General features: G+C 57.0%; 18 protein-coding genes. 11 read left to right on the top strand and 7 right to left on the bottom strand.

The genetic code is table 11. From position 1 onward, the window contains the following. Positions 1 to 106: 106 nt before the first annotated feature. From ACEWZM_RS13355 to coxB, 5 genes are all read right to left on the bottom strand, one after another. Positions 107 to 922, bottom strand: a complete 816-nt coding sequence (locus tag ACEWZM_RS13355; protein WP_414006899.1) for a cytochrome c oxidase subunit 3 — start codon at positions 920 to 922, stop codon at positions 107 to 109. Between the two features lie 24 nt (positions 923 to 946). After that, complete coding sequence (locus tag ACEWZM_RS13350) at positions 947 to 1,534, bottom strand: cytochrome c oxidase assembly protein (RefSeq protein WP_414006898.1); 588 nt, start codon at positions 1,532 to 1,534, stop codon at positions 947 to 949. Next, the gene (locus ACEWZM_RS13345) at positions 1,534 to 1,716 is read right to left on the bottom strand and encodes a cytochrome C oxidase assembly protein (RefSeq protein WP_414006897.1); all 183 of its coding nucleotides are present in this window, start codon (positions 1,714 to 1,716) and stop codon (positions 1,534 to 1,536) included. The genes ACEWZM_RS13350 and ACEWZM_RS13345 overlap by 1 nt, the downstream gene beginning before the upstream one ends. A gap of 1 nt (position 1,717) precedes the next feature. Continuing rightward, a complete protein-coding gene (cyoE, locus tag ACEWZM_RS13340; protein ID WP_414006896.1) occupies positions 1,718 to 2,659 on the bottom strand; it encodes a heme o synthase in 942 nt (313 codons plus the stop codon). A 123-nt stretch (positions 2,660 to 2,782) separates the two neighbouring features. After that, the gene (gene coxB / locus ACEWZM_RS13335; protein WP_414006895.1) at positions 2,783 to 3,622 is read right to left on the bottom strand and encodes a cytochrome c oxidase subunit II; all 840 of its coding nucleotides are present in this window, start codon (positions 3,620 to 3,622) and stop codon (positions 2,783 to 2,785) included. A gap of 198 nt (positions 3,623 to 3,820) precedes the next feature. On the opposite strand from coxB, the gene tldD reads away from it, so the two are divergent. From tldD to ACEWZM_RS13310, 5 genes are all read left to right on the top strand, one after another. Continuing rightward, positions 3,821 to 5,242, top strand: coding sequence for a metalloprotease TldD (gene tldD, locus ACEWZM_RS13330; protein ID WP_414006894.1), 1,422 nt, complete (start codon positions 3,821 to 3,823; stop codon positions 5,240 to 5,242). Positions 5,243 to 5,574: 332 nt separating this feature from the next. After that, the gene (gene dprA, locus ACEWZM_RS13325; protein WP_414006893.1) at positions 5,575 to 6,813 is read left to right on the top strand and encodes a DNA-processing protein DprA; all 1,239 of its coding nucleotides are present in this window, start codon (positions 5,575 to 5,577) and stop codon (positions 6,811 to 6,813) included. Between the two features lie 114 nt (positions 6,814 to 6,927). Then, positions 6,928 to 9,615 (top strand): type I DNA topoisomerase, encoded by a 2,688-nt coding sequence (gene topA, locus ACEWZM_RS13320; protein ID WP_414006892.1) that lies wholly within the window; start codon positions 6,928 to 6,930, stop codon positions 9,613 to 9,615. A gap of 342 nt (positions 9,616 to 9,957) precedes the next feature. After that, positions 9,958 to 10,677 carry a CoA transferase subunit A gene (locus ACEWZM_RS13315; protein WP_414006891.1) on the top strand — a complete coding sequence of 240 codons (720 nt, stop codon included), beginning with the start codon at positions 9,958 to 9,960 and terminating at the stop codon, positions 10,675 to 10,677. Positions 10,678 to 10,689: 12 nt separating this feature from the next. Next, positions 10,690 to 11,319 carry a 3-oxoacid CoA-transferase subunit B gene (locus ACEWZM_RS13310; protein WP_414006890.1) on the top strand — a complete coding sequence of 210 codons (630 nt, stop codon included), beginning with the start codon at positions 10,690 to 10,692 and terminating at the stop codon, positions 11,317 to 11,319. 16 nt (positions 11,320 to 11,335) lie between these two features. Here ACEWZM_RS13310 and ACEWZM_RS13305 read toward each other — a convergent pair whose 3' ends face one another. After that, a complete protein-coding gene (locus tag ACEWZM_RS13305) occupies positions 11,336 to 11,809 on the bottom strand; it encodes a hypothetical protein (RefSeq protein WP_414006889.1) in 474 nt (157 codons plus the stop codon). A 184-nt stretch (positions 11,810 to 11,993) separates the two neighbouring features. After that, a complete protein-coding gene (locus ACEWZM_RS13300) occupies positions 11,994 to 12,791 on the bottom strand; it encodes a lytic transglycosylase domain-containing protein (RefSeq protein WP_414006888.1) in 798 nt (265 codons plus the stop codon). Positions 12,792 to 13,279: 488 nt separating this feature from the next. On the opposite strand from ACEWZM_RS13300, the gene ACEWZM_RS13295 reads away from it, so the two are divergent. The 6 genes from ACEWZM_RS13295 to ACEWZM_RS13270 all read left to right on the top strand — a co-directional run bounded on the left by ACEWZM_RS13295 (position 13,280) and on the right by ACEWZM_RS13270 (position 18,465). Next, positions 13,280 to 13,459: a hypothetical protein gene (locus ACEWZM_RS13295; RefSeq protein ID WP_414006887.1), complete on the top strand. Its 180-nt coding sequence runs from the start codon at positions 13,280 to 13,282 to the stop codon at positions 13,457 to 13,459. 96 nt (positions 13,460 to 13,555) lie between these two features. After that, positions 13,556 to 13,732 (top strand): hypothetical protein, encoded by a 177-nt coding sequence (locus tag ACEWZM_RS13290; protein WP_414006886.1) that lies wholly within the window; start codon positions 13,556 to 13,558, stop codon positions 13,730 to 13,732. 153 nt (positions 13,733 to 13,885) lie between these two features. Next, positions 13,886 to 14,749, top strand: a complete 864-nt coding sequence (cpaB, locus tag ACEWZM_RS13285; RefSeq protein ID WP_414008038.1) for a Flp pilus assembly protein CpaB — start codon at positions 13,886 to 13,888, stop codon at positions 14,747 to 14,749. A 226-nt stretch (positions 14,750 to 14,975) separates the two neighbouring features. Beyond that, entirely contained in the window at positions 14,976 to 16,382 is a 1,407-nt protein-coding gene (locus ACEWZM_RS13280) for a type II and III secretion system protein family protein (RefSeq protein WP_414006885.1), read from the top strand. 19 nt (positions 16,383 to 16,401) lie between these two features. Then, positions 16,402 to 17,028 (top strand): OmpA family protein, encoded by a 627-nt coding sequence (locus ACEWZM_RS13275; protein WP_414006884.1) that lies wholly within the window; start codon positions 16,402 to 16,404, stop codon positions 17,026 to 17,028. Positions 17,029 to 17,232: 204 nt separating this feature from the next. Next, entirely contained in the window at positions 17,233 to 18,465 is a 1,233-nt protein-coding gene (locus tag ACEWZM_RS13270; RefSeq protein WP_414006883.1) for an AAA family ATPase, read from the top strand. The last annotated feature ends 16 nt before the right edge of the window (positions 18,466 to 18,481 follow it).

The following is an 18,481-nucleotide window of genomic DNA, read 5'->3' as shown; positions in this document are numbered from 1 at the left end:
GAATGAGAAAGCGCGCGGAGCATGGCTCCGCGCGCTGCATGTCTTACGGGGTCAGGTCAGGATTCGAAACCACAAACCTGTACCCGTTACAATTCAGATCAGTTCCTTAGTGGGCCAGACCGGCGGTGCCCCAGACGTAGACAGCCACGAAAAGGAACAGCCAGACCACATCAACAAAGTGCCAGTACCAGGCAGCTGCCTCAAAACCGACGTGCTGCTCCGGTGTAAAATCACCCTTCATCGCGCGGATCAGGCATACGGTCAGGAAGATGGTACCGATGACCACGTGGAAACCATGAAAGCCCGTCGCCATGAAGAAGTTCGAGTAGAACTCGTCGCCGCCGAATTCCCAACCTTCATGCAGCAGGTGGATGTATTCATAGCCCTGCAGGAAGGTGAAGAACACGCCCAAAGCGATACCAATGGCCAGCCCCTGAATCAGCGCCTTGCGATCGTTGTTGTGAACCAGCGCATGGTGCGCCCAGGTCACAGCACAACCGGACAACAGCAGAACCAGCGTGTTGATCAGTGGCAGGTGGAAGGCATCAACCGGGTAGATGCTCGGCGCCACATACTCGGTGCCAAAATAAGTCTCCATCGGGTAGATCGCGTGTTTGAAAAACGACCAGAACCAAGCGAAGAAAAACATCACTTCGGACATAACGAAGAGAATGAAGCCGTATCGCAGACCGATACGCACCACAGGGGTGTGATCGCCCTGACGTGCCTCGGCTACAACCTCTGCCCACCAAGCATAGGCGCTATACAGCACCATAGTAAAGCCGCCCCAGAAGGCATAGGCCGTGATACCGTGCATCCATAGAACCGCACCGAACAGCATGATGAAGGTGCCAAGCGAGCTGAGCAGCGGCCAGATCGACGGCGGAAGAATATGATAGTCGTGATTTTTAGCATGCGCCATTTAAGTGTCCCTCACCAAAGCGGCCTAGTTCGTGTTTGTGCCTGCCCCGGCTGTATCACCGGTTTCAAGGGCGGCATACCCTTCTGGCAGATCGATTTCATAGAATGTGTACGACAGCGTAATCGTATGCACGTATTTTCCGTCCCGATCCTCGACAATTTCTGGATCGACAAAGAAGGTCACGGGCATTTCAACCCGCTCACCCGGTTGCAAGACCTGTTCCTCAAAGCAGAAACAGGCAATTTTCTCAAAGAAAGCACCCGCCGAATAGGGCGTCACATTGTAAGACGCCTGCCCCGCAACTGGTCGATCTGTCGGGTTGAAGGCTTCGTAGAACGCCAGCCCGGTCTCTCCGATCTTGATTTCCATCTCACGCTCAACCGGGGTGAACTCCCACGGCATGTTGCGTTCTTTTGAGGCATCAAAGCGCACGGTGACGGTATTATCCAAAACTGTCTCGGAGCCTTGTTCGGCAACACCTGTTACGCCACCAAAACCAGTGACCCGGCAGAACCAATCATAGAATGGCACCGACGCCCAAGACAGACCACCCATCAGGACAACGACACCAACCAATTGAACAACGGTTTTCTGCGGTCCCTGCAAAGCCATCAATCCTTACCCTCGGTTTGTTGCGTAGCGGCAGAGGTGTTCGGGAATTTGAACCCAGCCGATGTCACCTTGACCATTGTCAGTGCCAAAACCAGCACCACGAAAGATCCCAGCAACAGCCCGACGCCGATATTGCGCCCCTTGCGCCGCTGGTGCAGCTCATGTTCCTTGTGCAAGCTCATCTTACCAGCCTCCAAATCCGTAGGGTTTCAGGACCGCTTCGACCAGAATCGCTCCGAAGTGCAGGAACAGATAGAGCAGTGACAACTTGAAGAAGCTGCGCTCCACCTTGAAGTCATCCGCCTCGGAATCATTCTCATTACGACGAGAGATCTTCCAGGCACCGTGCAGGAACAGTGCGTTCAGTACCAGTGCAACAGCCAGATAGACAGGGCCACCTATGCCAGAAAACGCAGTGCCAATCGCCAGCAGGGCCAGCAAGGCAGTATAGATCAAGATGTGGTTGCGGGTGGAACGGCGCCCGTGTGTCACGGTCAGCATTGGCACGCCGGCATCATCGTAGTCAGACCGCATGAACAGCGCCAGCGCCCAGAAATGCGGTGGCGTCCACATAAAGGTAAGGGCAAACATCAGCCATGGCTCCACCGACATAGATCCCGTTGCCGCGATCCAGCCAATGACCGGCGGAAAGGCACCCGCTGCGCCGCCAATAACGATGTTCTGTGGCGTCGCCCGCTTTAGCCACATGGTATAGATCACCACGTAGAAGAAGATCGTGAAGGCTAGAAACGCTCCGGCAAACACATTGGTCGCAAGCGCCAGCATAATCACCGACAAGCCGGATAGGGCCAGCCCCAGCGACAATGCTTCGCCGGGTTCAACTTTGCCTGCGGGGATCGGACGGCTCTTGGTGCGTTTCATGATCTGATCGATATCAGCGTCCCACCACATGTTCAGCGCACCGGAGGCGCCGCCGCCGATTGCGATAAACAGAATTGCGCAAAAACCGATAACTGGGTGCACGCCGATGGGCGCAGCCAACAGACCAACCAGCGCCGTGAACACCACCAAAGACATCACCCGCGGCTTGAGCAGGGCAAAGTAGTCCCCAAACTCCGCGTCCGCTTGCTGGACGGTGCTGGCATTGATGCTTGCGTCAGTCATTGTGCTCTCTTTTGGTCGTGATCTGTCTTAGCGAAAGCGGGCGCGCAACACCTGCGCGGCCCGATCCGTTTTCACGTGATAGCTAGGCGGCATCTGCCCGAAGGCAAGCGCCAGCCGGATCGCTCAGTTAGAAGCGACCTGATAGGATTGTGGCAGACCGGCGTATTCTTCGATCGCGCCCTGTAGCCATGCGTCATAGACCTCTTGGCTGACCACTTTAACAGTGATTGGCATATAGGCGTGGTCTTTGCCGCACAGTTCGGAACACTGGCCAAAGTAGATGCCTTCTTTGTCAGCCTTGAACCACAGTTCAGCCAGACGACCGGGAACCGCGTCCTGCTTTACGCCAAACGCCGGGATGGTCCAGGAGTGGATCACGTCCGCACCGGTCACCTGCATCACGACGGTCTTTCCAACAGGCACAACAACAGCAGTGTCTGTTGCCAGCAGATATTCATCCTCGGCATAGCCGTTATCGGCCAGGTCTTCTTTGGCCAGTATGAAGCTTTCAAAACCAAACTCATGATCGACATACTCATAGCCCCAGTACCACTGGTAGCCTGTAACCTTGATGGTGATGTCACCCTCGGGGATCTCCTGCTGGCGGAACAGCTCCGGCAGGGAGAAGGAGCCGATGAACACCAGAATAATGATCGGAACCACGGTCCATGCGATTTCGATCGGGGTGTTGTGCGTGAACTGCGACGCCGTTGGGTTGGCACGGCGGTTGAAGCGTACAATCGCATAGAGCAGAAGCCCGGCAACGAACACACAAACGGCCGTAATGATCACCAAGATCATGTAGTCTAGAGAATGGACGCCTTCGGCTAGCTCGGTCGCTGCCGGCTGAAAACCAAGGCCGCCGTCGACTGGCTTGCCAATGGTTTCCAGACCTTCTTGCGCGATAGCTGGAAGGCTCGAAAGGCCGGAGAAAAGGCCGGAAAGCATCAAAGCGTTCTTCATGTCATGTCCTGATCAGTTGATCGGTTGATCGAGTTGTTCCTGCGCCGACGTCCTATGATGAAATTTTGATTCCACAAAACGCGTCGGACCCGTTGTCTTTGACGCTGCTAAAAATCATATTCTATCGTGCAGTTAAAGAGGAATGCTCGCGTCAAAGCGTCGCTTTCTTGATTTAGATCAAAAAAACCGAGGTCAACCATGGATACCGCAGCCTTCCGCCCATTTGAAACCAACCTGCCCGAGGACGAGGCGCTCGTCGTATTGCGTCAGGCGCTCTCAGGCGCGGACGACGGGGAGATTTTTGTCGAGCGCCGCAAGTCCGAAGCGCTCGTGTTCGATGACGGGCGGTTGCGCAACGCCAGCTATGACGCCGCGGAAGGTTTCGGCCTGCGCGCCGTGAATGGCGAGGTGGCCGGTTATGCCCATTCCACCGATGTGTCCATTGCAGGGCTAATGCGCGCCGCGGAAACAGCCCGATTGGCCGTCGGAGACGGTGGTGGCACCATGGCCCCGCCGCCACCACGCACCAATACCAAACTCTACGCCGACGAAGACCCCATCGGTGCCATGCCATTTGCGGTAAAGGTCGAGACGCTCCGGGAGATCGACGCCTTTGCCCGCGATCAGGATCCGCGCGTTGTGCAGGTCTCAGCCATGCTGGCCGCCTCGCTGCAGGAAGTGGAAATCCTGCGCGCAGACGGCGACCGCGTACGTGATGTACGCCCCATGACCCGGCTCAATGTCTCAGTAATCGTTGAACAGGACGGCCGTCGCGAAAGCGGATCTGCGGGCGGTGGCGGGCGGCTTGGCCTGGATGGTCTGGTTGATCCCGCAGATTGGCAAGCCAAAGTACGCGAGGCCCTGCGTATCGCCTGCGTTAACCTGGAGGCCGTGCCTGCCCCTGCCGGAGAAATGGATGTGGTGCTCGGCCCTGGCTGGCCCGGCATTCTGCTGCACGAGGCGATTGGTCACGGGCTGGAGGGGGATTTCAACCGCAAGGGCTCTTCAGCGTTTGCCGGGTTGATGGGCCAGCAGATCGCGGCCAAGGGTGTCACGGTTCTGGATGACGGCACGATCCCTGACCGGCGTGGCTCCATCACAATTGATGACGAAGGCACCCCGAGTCAGAAAACCACCCTGATCGAAGACGGCAAACTGGTTGGTTTTATGCAGGATCGTCAGAACGCACGGCTGATGGGGGTTGCCAGTACCGGGAATGGCCGTCGCGAAAGCTATGCCCACGCGCCGATGCCGCGCATGACAAACACCTATATGATGGGTGGCGACGCCAATCCCGATGATCTGGTTGCCTCAATCAAGGACGGCATTTGGGCCGTCGGCTTTGGTGGCGGACAGGTTGATATCACCAACGGTAAGTTCGTGTTCTCCTGCACCGAGGCTTATCGCGTAAAAGACGGCAAGGTCGGCGCCCCGGTAAAAGGGGCAACGTTGATTGGCGATGGAGCGACAGCGCTGAACAAGATTCGCGCCCTTGGCAACGATATGGCGTTGGATCCCGGTATGGGTAACTGCGGCAAGCAGGGCCAATGGGTGCCGGTAGGGGTAGGACAACCCACAGTTCTGATGGGCGGGTTGACCGTGGGTGGCTCTGCGACCTGATTGTTCTGCCAAAAAAGGTGACCCTGCCCTGTGAACATTTTGATCGGGATCACCCCTCCTGAATCGTAGTCAGAATCGCCGCCGTGTCGCTGTCCCAACCTCAGAAGGGCCGACTCGGCGGCAATTTTCGCTAATTTTACGATATAGGGAAGGTGGGCCAGGAAGTGGCTATTTATGCGCGTCTGCACCGTTGCCAAAGCTTGGTTTTTTTTCACATATAATAGAATGAGTTAGAAATGAGTTTGTTAAAATATTTCCTTTAATTCTCCGTGTTCACCACCTGTTAACCACTCAAGAGTTAATCATAGTCTTGCAACAAGGCGGAGCGCAGGATGACCGAAGAAGCAAATTCTTCCACTCACCCCCCACTCCCACCCACCACGGAAGATACACGGATTTCCTGGCTCCGTCTTTTGCGCTCAAGACGTGTTGGCGCGGTGACGTTTCACCGTCTCCTCGCGAAATATGGATCAGCGCAGAACGCGCTATCCGCGTTGCCTGAAATGGCACGCGCCGCTGGCATAAAGGGGTATGAAACATGCTCTGTCGATGCGGCACTCGCCGAAATCAAGGCCGCAGAAGCCGCCCATGCGCGGCTTTTGTGCTTTGATGAGGCAGGGTATCCTCCCTATCTAACCGCACTGCGTGATGCCCCACCCATTCTATGGGCTGTGGGCGATATTGCGCGTCTCACCCAGCCCACCATCGCCATTGTCGGCGCGCGCAACGCCTCTTCACTAGGGGTACGTATGGCACGCGCTCTTGCCCGTGATCTTGGAGAAGCCGGGTATTGCGTGATCTCGGGATTGGCGCGGGGAATTGATACCGCAGCGCATATGGCTGCGCTGCGCACCGGCACCTGCGCCGTAATGGCTGGTGGTGTCGATGTGATCTACCCCGCAGAGAATACGCGGCTTGCCGGAGACATCGCTGAACAGGGTGTAATGATTTCCGAACACGCCCCCGGACTGTCACCGCGATCCCGTCATTTTCCGGCACGCAACCGCATCATTGCCGGCGCGGCGCAAGCCGTTGTCGTGGTCGAGGGAGCGGCAAAATCCGGATCTCTCATTACAGCGCGGGATGCCCTGGATCTGGGTCGCGACGTCCTTGCAGTGCCCGGCCACCCGTTTGATGCCCGGTCCGCTGGATGCAATATGTTGATCCGCGACGGTGCCCAACTGGTGCGCAATGCGCAGGATGTGATCGACGCACTGCCACCAGTAGATCTGACCGATCGTATGGTGCAGGACGCACCGACCAATGTACTACAACGCCAAGCATCCAAGACAGTAACCAGCATCGCCGATCTACCACCGCCGCCGCCCGAACAACGCAGCCTCCAGGAAACAGCGGTCTTGCATCAACGCATCCTAGACCAGCTCGGCCCTTCGCCCACCGCGGAGGACCAGTTAATCCGCGATCTTGCGGTCACATCGCGTGATCTGTCGCCCGCGCTCACCGATCTGGAGATGTCGGGCGCTGTCACCCGAGAGGCAGGTGGACTGCTGCTTCGGGGCGATTTCAGCGATGCATCCTGCGCCAAAGATTCCCCCAAACACCGGCGTTGATTGTCGCAACAACGCAAAGTCATTCGAAGCCGGATTGACAATCTCCCCTTGCACCCCACATGTTGCCCCGCCATAGAGCGCTCGCACTCCTGCCCCACAGAGGTTTACGAATTTATGCCCGTTGTTGTTGTAGAATCCCCAGCTAAAGCTAAGACAATCAACAAATATCTTGGCTCCGACTACACGGTGCTTGCCTCTTACGGACACGTGCGTGACCTGCCTGCGAAAAACGGTTCGGTCGAGCCGGATGATGATTTTGCAATGACTTGGGAGGTCGGAGCCGACAGCCGCAAGCACGTCAAAGCCATTGCCGACGCCCTGAAAGACGACAACGCATTGATTCTCGCGACTGACCCCGATCGCGAAGGCGAGGCGATCAGCTGGCACCTGCAAGAGGCGCTCACCAAACGCCGCTCGATCAAGAAGGACACACCGGTCAGCCGCGTAACCTTCAACGCGATCACCAAAGAAGCGGTCGCTGAGGCGATGAAAAATCCGCGCCAAGTCGACATGCCGCTGGTCGAAGCCTATCTGGCTCGCCGCGCGCTGGACTATCTGGTGGGTTTCAACCTGTCACCGGTACTGTGGCGCAAACTGCCAGGCGCGCGGTCCGCCGGTCGGGTGCAATCGGTCTGCCTGCGCCTGATCGTTGAGCGTGAGACAGAGATCGAAGCCTTCAACCCGCAGGAATACTGGTCCGTAAGAGCACAGCTCGTAACCCCGCGCGGTCAGGAACTAGAAGCCCGGCTGACCGTTCTGGCCGGTGACAAGCTGGACAAGTTCGGATTGGCCAACGCCACCGCCGCTGAATTGGCGGTTCAGGCTGTCAGCAGTCGCGCCCTGTCGGTGGATTCGGTCGAGGCTAAACCCGCCTCCCGGAACCCTTCTGCGCCGTTTATGACATCGACACTGCAACAGGAAGCCAGCCGCAAATTTGGCATGGGCGCGAAGCAATGTATGAACACAGCCCAGCGGCTTTATGAAGCGGGCTACATCACCTACATGCGGACAGATGGCATCGACATGGCGCCCGAAGCTGTACAGGCAACCCGAGCCGAGATCGAAAGCCGTTACGGGGCCAACTACGTGCCGTCCAGCCCGCGAATCTACAAGAACAAGGCAAAAAACGCCCAAGAGGCGCACGAGTGCATTCGCCCTACAGAAATGGGACGCGATGCCGCCAGCCTGAAGCTGAGCGAAGACGATCAGCGCAAATTGTATGATCTGATCTGGAAACGGACCATAGCCTGCCAGATGGAAGGCGCCCGGATGGAGCGCACCACTGTCGACATTGGCTCCGACGACAAGCAAGTCGTCCTGCGCGCAACCGGCCAGGTGGTGCTATTTGACGGCTTCCTGCGTGTCTATGAAGAAGGCCGCGACGATGTCGCCGACGATGATGACAAACGCCTGCCACAAGTGATGCAAGGCGAGCCGATGAAATTCGCCTCTTCGCTTGCCGCCCAGGCTGAAAAAGCAGGCCGCGACGCCTCGGTCCTGTCTGACAATGGCGCAGTGCTCGCCCTACAGCACCATACTCAGCCACCGCCCCGCTATACCGAGGCGACACTGGTCAAAAAGATGGAAGAGCTGGGCATCGGCCGCCCCTCTACCTATGCCTCTGTGATCACAACGATTCAGGACCGCGAATATGTCCGCAAGGACAAAAACCGCCTGTTCCCTGAAGACAAAGGCCGGATCGTCACGATCTTCCTGCTGAACTTCTTCCGCACGTATGTGGGCTATGAATTTACAGCCGAGCTGGAAGGTGAACTGGATGATGTCAGCGCTGGCCAGCGCGACTATAAGGATATCCTTGGCCGGTTCTGGCGCGATTTCTCCGCCGCCATCGCCGAAACCTCTGATCTGCGTATCGCCGAAGTTTTGGACGTATTGGATGAGGCGCTGGCGCCGCAGCTTTATCCCCCGCGCGAGGACGGCACTGATCCTCGCGTCTGCCCCAAATGTGGTGCAGGTCAGTTGCACCTGAAAACATCGCGCACCGGCGGCTTTGTTGGGTGCGGCAACTATCCCGAATGCAATTACACCCGCCCTATCTCGGGTGAAGGTGCCGAAGGCTATGAACGTATTCTGGGTGAGGATGAAGGCGATGAAATCCATCTGAAATCCGGTCGCTTTGGCCCCTATGTACAACGTGGTGAAGCAACGCCTGAGAACAAGAAACCACCGCGCTCCTCGCTGCCCAAACAGGGCCGGGACTTCCTGCCGAGCTGGGGCCCGAACGAGATCAGGCTGGAACAGGCGGTCACCTTGCTGACACTGCCACGCGACGTGGGCCAGCACCCGGAGGGCGGCACCATTCAGGCCAATCTCGGACGGTTTGGCCCCTATATTGCGCATCAAAAAGCGGACGAAGAAAAGCCAGTCTACGTGAACCTCAAGGAAACGCTCGACGTTTTTGAAATTGGCATGAATCGGGCCGTCGAAATGCTGGCTGAAAAACGCGCCAATCCCGGTCGTGGCCGTCGTGCTGCGGCCAAGGCGCTGAAAGAGTTGGGCGATCACCCGGAAAGCGGCGGTGCCATCAGTATCATGGATGGCCGCTACGGCCCCTATGTCAAATGGGAGAAGGTCAATGCGACCCTACCAAAGGACGTGGAGCCCAAAGACGTGACCGTCGAGTTGGCCATGCAGCTGATCACCGAGAAAGCAGGTAAATCGGGCGCAAAGAAAAAAGCCCCCGCAAAAAAGACCGCGGCAAAGAAGACCGCCGCCAAGAAAGCTCCGGCCAAAAAGACCGCTGCTAAGAAGACGACTGCGAGCTCCGGCAACGACAGCTAGTCCTGCTCGGAAAAACGCCAGAGAGTGGAAGGTAGCCCGTAGGGCGCAAAATGAATTGGCTCCCTACGGCCACGCATCTCTTACCAAACGTTCGCGTAAAATGCGCTACGTCTGCTCAGCAATGGCGTCTGCAATACCTGGTGTCAGTTTAAGATCCGCCAAGCGCCATCTCAGTAAGATCGAAGGAATAGACTGCGGCCCCACGGGACCACAGTCCGCAGGTCTGCCCATTTACTGCTTAGGCAGATCCGTAGAAATACCCATCTTTATCCGTATCGTTGACTCTGCTCCCAGCGGGCGTCAGAACTTTGCCAACCTGGCTGATGATCATGGGAGATGGATATGAAAAAGGTTTATTCCAACGCTGCCGAAGCGCTGGACGGTCTACTGCACGATGGCATGTTCATCGCAGCTGGCGGGTTCGGGCTCTGTGGTATTCCGGAGCTGCTGCTAGACGCGATCAAGGACTCGGGCACCAAGGATCTGACCTTTGCCTCCAACAACGCCGGCGTTGATGATTTCGGCATCGGTATCCTGTTGCAGACGAAGCAGGTGAAAAAAATGATCTCTTCCTACGTGGGAGAAAACGCCGAATTTATGCGTCAGTACCTCTCGGGAGAGCTGGAGCTGGAATTTAACCCGCAGGGTACTCTGGCCGAACGGATGCGCGCCGGTGGTGCAGGTATCCCCGGCTTTTTCACCAAGACCGGTGTTGGCACTGTGATCGCCGAAGGGAAGATGGAAAAACAGTTCCCCACTGGCCCTGATGGCGCCATGCAGGATTACATTATGGAAGAAGGGATCTTTGCTGATCTTGCCATCGTAAAAGCCTGGAAAGCCGATGAGACCGGCAATCTGGTGTTCCGCAAGACTGCGCGAAACTTCAATGCGCCGGCCGCCACCTGCGGTAAAACCTGCGTCGTGGAAGTGGAAGAAATCGTACCGACCGGGTCATTGGACCCCGACTCGATCCACCTGCCCGGCATCTATGTGCATCGCATCATCAAGGGCGATCACGAGAAACGCATCGAACAGCGCACCACGCGCCCAGCAGCTGAATAAGGAGACCGCGACATGGCATGGGACCGCAATCAAATGGCCGCCCGCGCGGCACAAGAGCTGCAAGACGGCTGGTACGTGAACCTCGGCATCGGCATTCCGACGCTGGTCAGCAACCATATCCCCGATGGCGTCAACGTGACGTTGCAATCTGAGAACGGCATGTTGGGCATGGGCCCCTTCCCCATTGAGGGCGAAGAGGATGCAGACCTGATCAACGCGGGCAAGCAAACGATCACCGAACTGCCTCAAACCGCCTATTTCGACAGCGCACAATCCTTTGCGATGATCCGCGGCGGCAAGATCGCCATGGCGATCCTCGGCGCGATGGAAGTTGCCGAAAACGGTGACCTCGCCAATTGGATGATCCCGGGCAAGCTGGTGAAGGGCATGGGCGGCGCGATGGATCTGGTGGCCGGTGTTGGCCGCGTGGTCGTGGTGATGGATCACACTAACAAACACGGCGACAGCAAAGTCCTGACGGGCTGCACGCTGCCTCTGACTGGCAAGGGTGTGGTGGATCGCATCATCACCAACCTCGGCGTGCTGGACGTGGTCGAAGGTGGTCTTAAGATCATTGAGACCGCAGATGGAGTCAGCGAGGACGAATTGCGCGCCGCAACACAGGCGACCATCGTCAACTGATCCAATTGGGACTGCACTAAAAGATACGGCCCGCCAGATTATCTGACGGGCCGTTTTTTATGCCATGCACCAACGCGTAGGACCTGCGCGGGTGCTCCGGTCGAATTTGCGGCCGCAGAAACGACCAAAGTGGCAGCGTTAACGGGTTCAGGATCTCATAGATATAGACGCGCTTATCATACCAGTTGACGCTCATCTCGCGCCCCTGCTCAAACAGCATGACGCAACAATCATCGCTGGCCAGATCGCGGCTATCCCGACCAAGCACCGTGACGATGATAGGATCCACAAGATGGCGTTTGAACAGAGTCTGCGCCTTGGCCATCTTGCCCGACACATTCAGCGCCACGGCCAACAGAACGCGCCCAAAGCCCGAGAAATTCTTGAGCGGGTTCGCATTTGCCAGACCCGGCCCAAAGGCTACAAAGACCAACCGTCCAAAAAATCCTACAAAAGCGATCGTGCCGAACATAGCAATATTATCGGTCACCGCATGAGACCCGCAGCAATAGCTGACGGATCAATTCTCAAATATAATGCCTGTCTCCAAACTACTTGAGGCAGACAACACGCTCCGTAGATCGGCCAATTTGGGTGGAAAAATGATGCAAAAGAGTCTTTACCAATAGCTAAACGCAAAACCCTAGTTCACTACCTGAAGAGCGCATCAACACCTAATTCATCTGGCGGAAGACACAGCCGTCGGTAATCAGCTCAGGCGGTGTCATGCACAATCCACGCGCCACCTGAAACGCTGCCAGCACCTTGGGCACATAATCGCGCGTCTCAGCAAAGGGAGGCACGCCCTTATGGCTGCGCACTGAGCCTTCGCCTGCATTATATCCTGCCAACACCAGAATTGGGTCGCGGTCAAATTCACCCATTAGCCAATTGAGGTATTTCACACCCCCAGCGATATTCTCGCCGCTATTCAGCGCATCACTAACCCCAAACCGCGTTGCCGTATCCGGCATCAGCTGCATCAACCCTTGCGCACCAGCACCGCTGACAGCCTTGGCCTTACCTGACGATTCCACCGCAATCACAGCCAGCACCAGGGCTGGCGACACATCGGTTCCCACGCTTGCCGTCAGAATCTGCACGCCACGTTCACTGGCGATGTCCTGCAATAGTTGAAGCCGTGGTGCCGCTACGGGCGTGTCGCCATCCAGCGCGCGCAATGCTTTGGCCAACCGTCCGGGTCCACTATCCGCCAGACTGTCAGAGATATCCCGCCAGAACCCGGTATAGCGACCGGTATCTGTCGTTACCGCAGAGGCCGCGCCGTTATCAGTGGCGACAGCTGTCGTTGCAACGGGCGGGTCAATCTGAATGGTGATGCGCTGTTTGGTGCCCGGTTTGGGTGGGCGCACCCGCTTGGCCTCAAACTCCGGGAACGGTGCAGGAGCAGCCCCATCCCTATCCTGAGCACGGCCCGGGACCGTAGCAGTGCCCAAAATGACCACAGACATCGCTATCGCCGCGACTACATTGCACAGCTGCGTCCAGTTTGGGGCGATTCTACCGATAAATCGGTACCTACAACCCGCCATTCCCCTTGGAATGAGGGCCATAGGAAAGCAAACGGGTCGTTTACGTCTCATTGGGCTGCTCTGCCTCTGCGTTTTCGCAAAGGAGACTCGCCCAGACGCTGCCAAAAATCCAGTTTCGCACCCCAAATTCTGGCAATTTCGCCATATTTACCATGATCTGCCGCCCCAAAGTCACGGATCCTGACAAGAGGTAAATATTAAGATCATTAAAAAACAATATCTTACGTGAAAAATTAGCCAAAAGTTAAAGTAGGGCAAACGAGTCCGTGTTTCAGCCCAAATCCTGCCACGCTCCACTGGCTATATAGCTTCACACCAAGTCGAACGGAGCCGAGCAGGAGAGAGCAGGTTCACAAAACGGGCGACAAGGTCGAAACACACTTTTAGATCCTTTGGAGGGACGAACCATGATCAAATTTATCAAAAACTTCCGTAAAGACGACTCTGGCGCCGTGACTGTTGACTGGGTTGTTCTGACAGCCGCTGTCGCCGCTCTGGCAGGTGTTGTTTACACCTCGATCGAAACCGGCGCGTCGAACCTGACTTCGGCAACAGGCTCCTACCTGGGTACCCAAGCTCCAACCTAATCCTAGGTCACTTATGACCTGACGAGTTTGAGGGCCGCGCCTTTTGCATAAGGTGCGGCCCTTTGCCCAAGGAACCTTCGGTTAGCGAGGTCCACTATGAACAGGTTCAAGCAATTTTTTGCCAAAGATGACGGCGCAGTCACCGTTGACTGGGTGGTTCTGACCGCTGCGATCGTCGGATTGGCCGTGCTCATCGCCGCCTCAATGGAGGATGGTGCATTGGGACTGGCCGACATGCTGGCAGCCTATATGACCAATTGGTCATTCAGCTGATCGGGACGCGCTAATCGCGCGTCTCGGCCGCCAACCCTGATCGACATAGGCGGCAGCGCTGGGACAGAACGCCCGGTTCAGGCAACGGTTTGACCGACCCAGGCACCGGTGTTGCATCAGCAACGCCGGCGGCCACTGATGAGAGGTACCACTATGCGTGCAGTATTCGGACTTGTCCTCATTGTCGGAGTCGCCCTTGCAGGGGGGGCTGTGATGATGGCCAAGAACTATATCACCGCCTACCAGAACGAATTGGCCCGCGAGCGAGCCTCGCGAGGTGAAAACATTCCGTTGGTTGATGTCCTCATCGCCAATGGCCAGTTGAAATACGGCGAACGGCTTACAAAAGAGAATGTACGCTCCGTACGCTGGCCTGAAAACGCCATTCCCGAAGGCGCCTTCCTGACAGTGGATGCGCTCTTCCCGCCGCAATACCCCGATGATCATCGCGTGGTGCTGCGCCGCATGGAAAAGGATGAGGCGATTCTGGCCGTCAAAGTTACCAAACCCGGAGAAGACGCGGGCATCACCTCGCGTCTTGCCAAAGGAATGCGCGCCTTTGCCATCCGCGTCGATGTATCGTCAGGCGTGTCGGGTTTCCTGCGCCCCGGTGACCATGTTGATGTCTACTGGACCGGTTCATTGCAGGATCATAATAGTGGTCGCAATGGCGAATTCACGCGTCTGATCCAGACCAATATCGAACTGATCGCCGTCGATCAGACCGCTGGTGGCGATCTGGATGGTGCTGTCATTGCGCGCACCGTCACCGCCGCAGTGCGTCCCGAACAGGTCGCCGCCCTAGCGCAAGCACAATCCACGGGCCGTCTATCGCTGTCCCTTGTTGGTGCCGGCGATGATACCGTCGCTTCTTCGGTGATTGAAGTAGATCAGCGTAGCCTTTTGGGTCTGGGCGCCATAGAGGCCCCGCAACAAGCTGAGCAGGAGAAAGTCTGCACCATCCGCACGAGACGTGGCGCGGAAGTGGTGGAGATCCCGATCCCCTGTACCAACTGATCCCACACCAGGCATTCCTGCAAAGGTTTCAGGTGGATAATAAATCAAACATCGCTCTTCCGAGGGCGGTGTTTTTTCGTGATTGTTGCCGACACCCCACAGGTGAACCAATGTAGCTGCACCCCGGAAGCCATTGATTCTTGCAAAAATTCGCCGATGGGCGCAGAGTAGCGCAAACTTGGGCGAAAAGACCCAACATTGAGGCGTGATCGGAAAGGCAGGTCACATGGCTTTTAGACGGTATGTAGCAGCGGCCCTAACCGGGCTTTCGCTGGTGTGTTTCCCGGTCGCAGATGCGGCCTGGGCGAATGGGTTGCGCGTTGTCAAAAAGGGCACCGCCGCCAATCTTGATGTGCCAATGAATCGGGCGGTGGTGGTCGAAAGCGACGTCCCCTTCTCCGAACTCAGCATTGCAAACCCTAGCATCGCCGATATCTCTTCTCTTTCGGATCGCACCATTTATGTGCTTGGAAAGGCACCGGGGCTGACCACACTGACCCTGTTGGACGCCTCCGGCCGACTGATCACGAATGTCGATGTCCGCGTCGCAGCAGATGTTAGTGAATTTAAGGAACGACTGCGGCAGATCCTGCCCGGTGAAAAGATCGAAGTACGCACCGCCAATGACGGCATCGTACTTTCGGGTGTTGTATCCAGCTCTTCGCGCCTGCAACGCGCGCTCGATCTGGCGGAACGTTACGCACCCGAGCGGGTCAGCAACCTGATGTCCGTCGGCGGCGTGCAACAGGTCATGCTCAAGGTCCGTTTTGCCGAAATGCAGCGCACGGTCTCCAAATCTCTTAGCGCTTCACTGGGTGTGAATGGCGGCAATAGTGTTGGCGTCAATGGTGGCACCAGCACACTCAATACCCAAGGCGCGCTGACAAACAGCCTTGCCGGCAACATACCCGCTGCCAACGACAACACCGGTGCCTTTGTCTTTGGCTTCAATGCTGGAGCGTTTCAGGTCAACCTGTTGCTGGAGGCATTGGAACAGAAAGGCGTCGTACGTACGCTGGCCGAGCCAAACCTTTCGGCCCTATCGGGCCAGGAGGCCAAATTCCTCGCAGGTGGTGAATATCCTATCCCCGTCGCTCAGGAAGACGGCGTTATTACAATCGAATTCAAACCTTTCGGGATCGAGCTCAACTTCGTTCCACGAGTGGTCGATGCCGACGTCATCAACCTCGAAATGAAGGCTGCGGTCTCTGCAATCGACCCTACCAACTCGATTGAGCTGAACGGCCTTAGCATCGCCGCCTTCTCTCGACGCGAAACCTCGACCACGGTGGAACTGCGCGATGGTGAAAGCTTTGCCATCGCTGGGCTGATACGCGACGAGTTCCGTGACAGCTCTTCTCAACTGCCGTGGATCGGGGATGTCCCTGTTCTGGGGTCCCTGTTCCGTAGCGCCAACTACCAGCGCGCTCAGACGGAGCTGGTCATCATTGTCAGCGCCCATTTGGTCACGCCGACGCGCGGTGAGGCACTGAGCCTGCCAACCGACCGGATACGCCCGCCAAGTGAGAGCGAGCTGTTCCTGATGGGTCGGGTCTCCAAGGGCCAGAAAGGCCCTGCCAGCGAAGTCGCTAAACAAGACTTCAACGGCTCTTATGGCTATGTGATGGATTGAGCAGAGGATAATGGGGCAGATGATCAGATATGCAGCACTCTTTGGCCTGTCCCTGACAGTTGCCGCCTGTGGATATGAGGCCGGTGAACCTCTGGATCGCTCGGTCTTTGGCAATGCCACCAATTCCAACGCGGCCGTCATGTCGGGTGAGCGCGATTTTGCAATCCAGCTTGCCACACGCTTTGCTGAGGAAGTGCCCACTACGATAAACTTTGCCTTTGACAGCGCACAGCTGGACGGCAATGCCCGCGCTGTGCTTGACCAGCAGGCCCATTGGATCAAGCAGTTCCCAGAGGTGCGATTCCGTGTCTTTGGCCATACCGACGCCGTTGGCTCCAGTGGCTATAATAAGGCGCTCGGCCTGCGGCGTGCCCGCAAAGCCGTCAACTACCTCGTGTCACGTGGCATCAGTCGCAACCGACTACAAGCGGTTGTCTCGTTTGGCGAGACCCAGCCACTGATCCCGACGTCTGATCGCGAACGCCGCAACCGCCGCACGGTGACCGAAGTCAGCGGTTTCCTGAAGCGCCATCCCACTGTTCTCGATGGAAAATACGCTCAGGTCATCTACCGCGAATACATCGAAAGCGCGATTCCTCGCACCTCGCTGACCAGCGAACGCTCGATCAAAACGACTCTCGAATAACGGCGCTGAAACAGGGTTGCCATCGGTTAACCCTGTTCACGCTTCGTTAGGAATACCCCACAAATGGGCGGCCTTGGCCCCAATCTCGCCCAGATCTTCCCCGACATTGTTCTCAAGAGGTAATGTGCGTCCAACTTCCGGACGTACGTGCTAGCGTGCTCCGACCAACATGGCGCGACACGCCCCGAGAGAAGGATAGTGGTGATGAGCAGCGGTATGCCGCAGACAGAAGCGAATGCGATTGTCGCCTGTACGATCAGTCGGGACGTTCAGAATTTCGACCTATTGATCGAAGACATGGAAGCGACAATGGGCGAATCCTGGGGCGATCTGGGCTTTTCCGAGGCGCTGGCCTTTTTCAACCAAAGCGAAGCCGAAGCACTGGAATTCGTGGCGCTCGCGCTCGACAGCGACGACGAAGACAATCTGCAGCTGATGGGTACCATCATCACCGAGGCAAAATCCCGCAATATCAAGGTGATCCTGATCGCCGAGGATGTAACCCCAGCGGCGTTGCACAGCCTGCTGCGCCAGGGGGCTGATGAATTCATCCCCTACCCCTTGCCCGAAGGTGAATTGCAAGCCGCCATCGAACGGATGCGTCTGGCTGAAGCAGAACGTAACGCCGAACCCCAGCACGCCCTTAAGACCGGCAGTCAGCGCGACGGCGCCGTCATCGTCTGCCATGGTATCGCCGGCGGCAGCGGTTCCACCACGCTGGCCGTGAATCTCGCATGTGAACTGGCACAGCTCTCTACCGCAGAAACGCCACGTGTCTGCCTGTTGGATTTCGACCTGCAATATGGCTCGGTTGCGACCTATCTCGATCTGCCCCGTCGAGAGGTTGTGATGGAAATGCTAAGTGATACCGAAAACCTTGACGAAGATATCTTTGGCCAGGCCCTGGTGACCTACGAAGACAAACTGCAGGTACTGACAGCCCCGGTGGATATGATCCCGCTGGAGTTCATAACACCCGAAGACATCGAACGTGTGGTCACGCTGGCGCGCAGCCACTTCGACTTTGTGGTCATCGACATGCCCCATACGCTAGTGCAGTGGTCAGAGACGGTACTCAATATGGCGCATGTCTATTTCTCCATGGTGGAGCTGGATATGCGGTCGGCGCAGAATGCGCTGCGCCTGAAACGGGCGCTGCAATCCGAAGATCTGCCATTTGAAAAACTTCGGTTTGCGCTGAACCGGGCTCCGAAGTTCACGGACCTGAGTGGCAAGAGCCGGGTAAAGCGTATGGCAGAGTCCTTGGGCATCTCCATTGACTTGCAGCTTCCCGATGGCGGCAAGCAGGTTGCGCAGGCTTGCGATCACGGCACCCCCTTAGCCAGTGCCAACGCTAAGAACCCACTGCGCAAGGAAATTCTGAAATTAGCCCAATCGTTGCATGACCTCGGTCAAAGCGACGCGGCGGCGGCCTGAGACCAGATTTAACCAG

The sequence above is a fragment of the Phaeobacter cretensis genome, assembly GCF_047372505.1.
Taxonomy (GTDB): domain Bacteria; phylum Pseudomonadota; class Alphaproteobacteria; order Rhodobacterales; family Rhodobacteraceae; genus Phaeobacter; species Phaeobacter cretensis.
Note: the sequence above shows the minus strand (reverse complement) of the source record. Positions and strands in the feature narration are given on the sequence as shown.

What these genes read in the sequence shown, in the direction of transcription:
- ACEWZM_RS13355 (WP_414006899.1), bottom strand. Translation starts at nt 922, where the DNA reads ATGGCGCATGCTAAAAATCACGACTATCATATTCTTCCGCCGTCGATC.
- ACEWZM_RS13350 (WP_414006898.1), bottom strand. Translation starts at nt 1,534, where the DNA reads ATGGCTTTGCAGGGACCGCAGAAAACCGTTGTTCAATTGGTTGGTGTC.
- ACEWZM_RS13345 (WP_414006897.1), bottom strand. Translation starts at nt 1,716, where the DNA reads ATGAGCTTGCACAAGGAACATGAGCTGCACCAGCGGCGCAAGGGGCGC.
- cyoE (WP_414006896.1), bottom strand. Translation starts at nt 2,659, where the DNA reads ATGACTGACGCAAGCATCAATGCCAGCACCGTCCAGCAAGCGGACGCG.
- coxB (WP_414006895.1), bottom strand. Translation starts at nt 3,622, where the DNA reads ATGAAGAACGCTTTGATGCTTTCCGGCCTTTTCTCCGGCCTTTCGAGC.
- tldD (WP_414006894.1), top strand. Translation starts at nt 3,821, where the DNA reads ATGGATACCGCAGCCTTCCGCCCATTTGAAACCAACCTGCCCGAGGAC.
- dprA (WP_414006893.1), top strand. Translation starts at nt 5,575, where the DNA reads ATGACCGAAGAAGCAAATTCTTCCACTCACCCCCCACTCCCACCCACC.
- topA (WP_414006892.1), top strand. Translation starts at nt 6,928, where the DNA reads ATGCCCGTTGTTGTTGTAGAATCCCCAGCTAAAGCTAAGACAATCAAC.
- ACEWZM_RS13315 (WP_414006891.1), top strand. Translation starts at nt 9,958, where the DNA reads ATGAAAAAGGTTTATTCCAACGCTGCCGAAGCGCTGGACGGTCTACTG.
- ACEWZM_RS13310 (WP_414006890.1), top strand. Translation starts at nt 10,690, where the DNA reads ATGGCATGGGACCGCAATCAAATGGCCGCCCGCGCGGCACAAGAGCTG.
- ACEWZM_RS13300 (WP_414006888.1), bottom strand. Translation starts at nt 12,791, where the DNA reads ATGTCTGTGGTCATTTTGGGCACTGCTACGGTCCCGGGCCGTGCTCAG.
- ACEWZM_RS13295 (WP_414006887.1), top strand. Translation starts at nt 13,280, where the DNA reads ATGATCAAATTTATCAAAAACTTCCGTAAAGACGACTCTGGCGCCGTG.
- ACEWZM_RS13290 (WP_414006886.1), top strand. Translation starts at nt 13,556, where the DNA reads ATGAACAGGTTCAAGCAATTTTTTGCCAAAGATGACGGCGCAGTCACC.
- cpaB (WP_414008038.1), top strand. Translation starts at nt 13,886, where the DNA reads ATGCGTGCAGTATTCGGACTTGTCCTCATTGTCGGAGTCGCCCTTGCA.
- ACEWZM_RS13280 (WP_414006885.1), top strand. Translation starts at nt 14,976, where the DNA reads ATGGCTTTTAGACGGTATGTAGCAGCGGCCCTAACCGGGCTTTCGCTG.
- ACEWZM_RS13275 (WP_414006884.1), top strand. Translation starts at nt 16,402, where the DNA reads ATGATCAGATATGCAGCACTCTTTGGCCTGTCCCTGACAGTTGCCGCC.
- ACEWZM_RS13270 (WP_414006883.1), top strand. Translation starts at nt 17,233, where the DNA reads ATGAGCAGCGGTATGCCGCAGACAGAAGCGAATGCGATTGTCGCCTGT.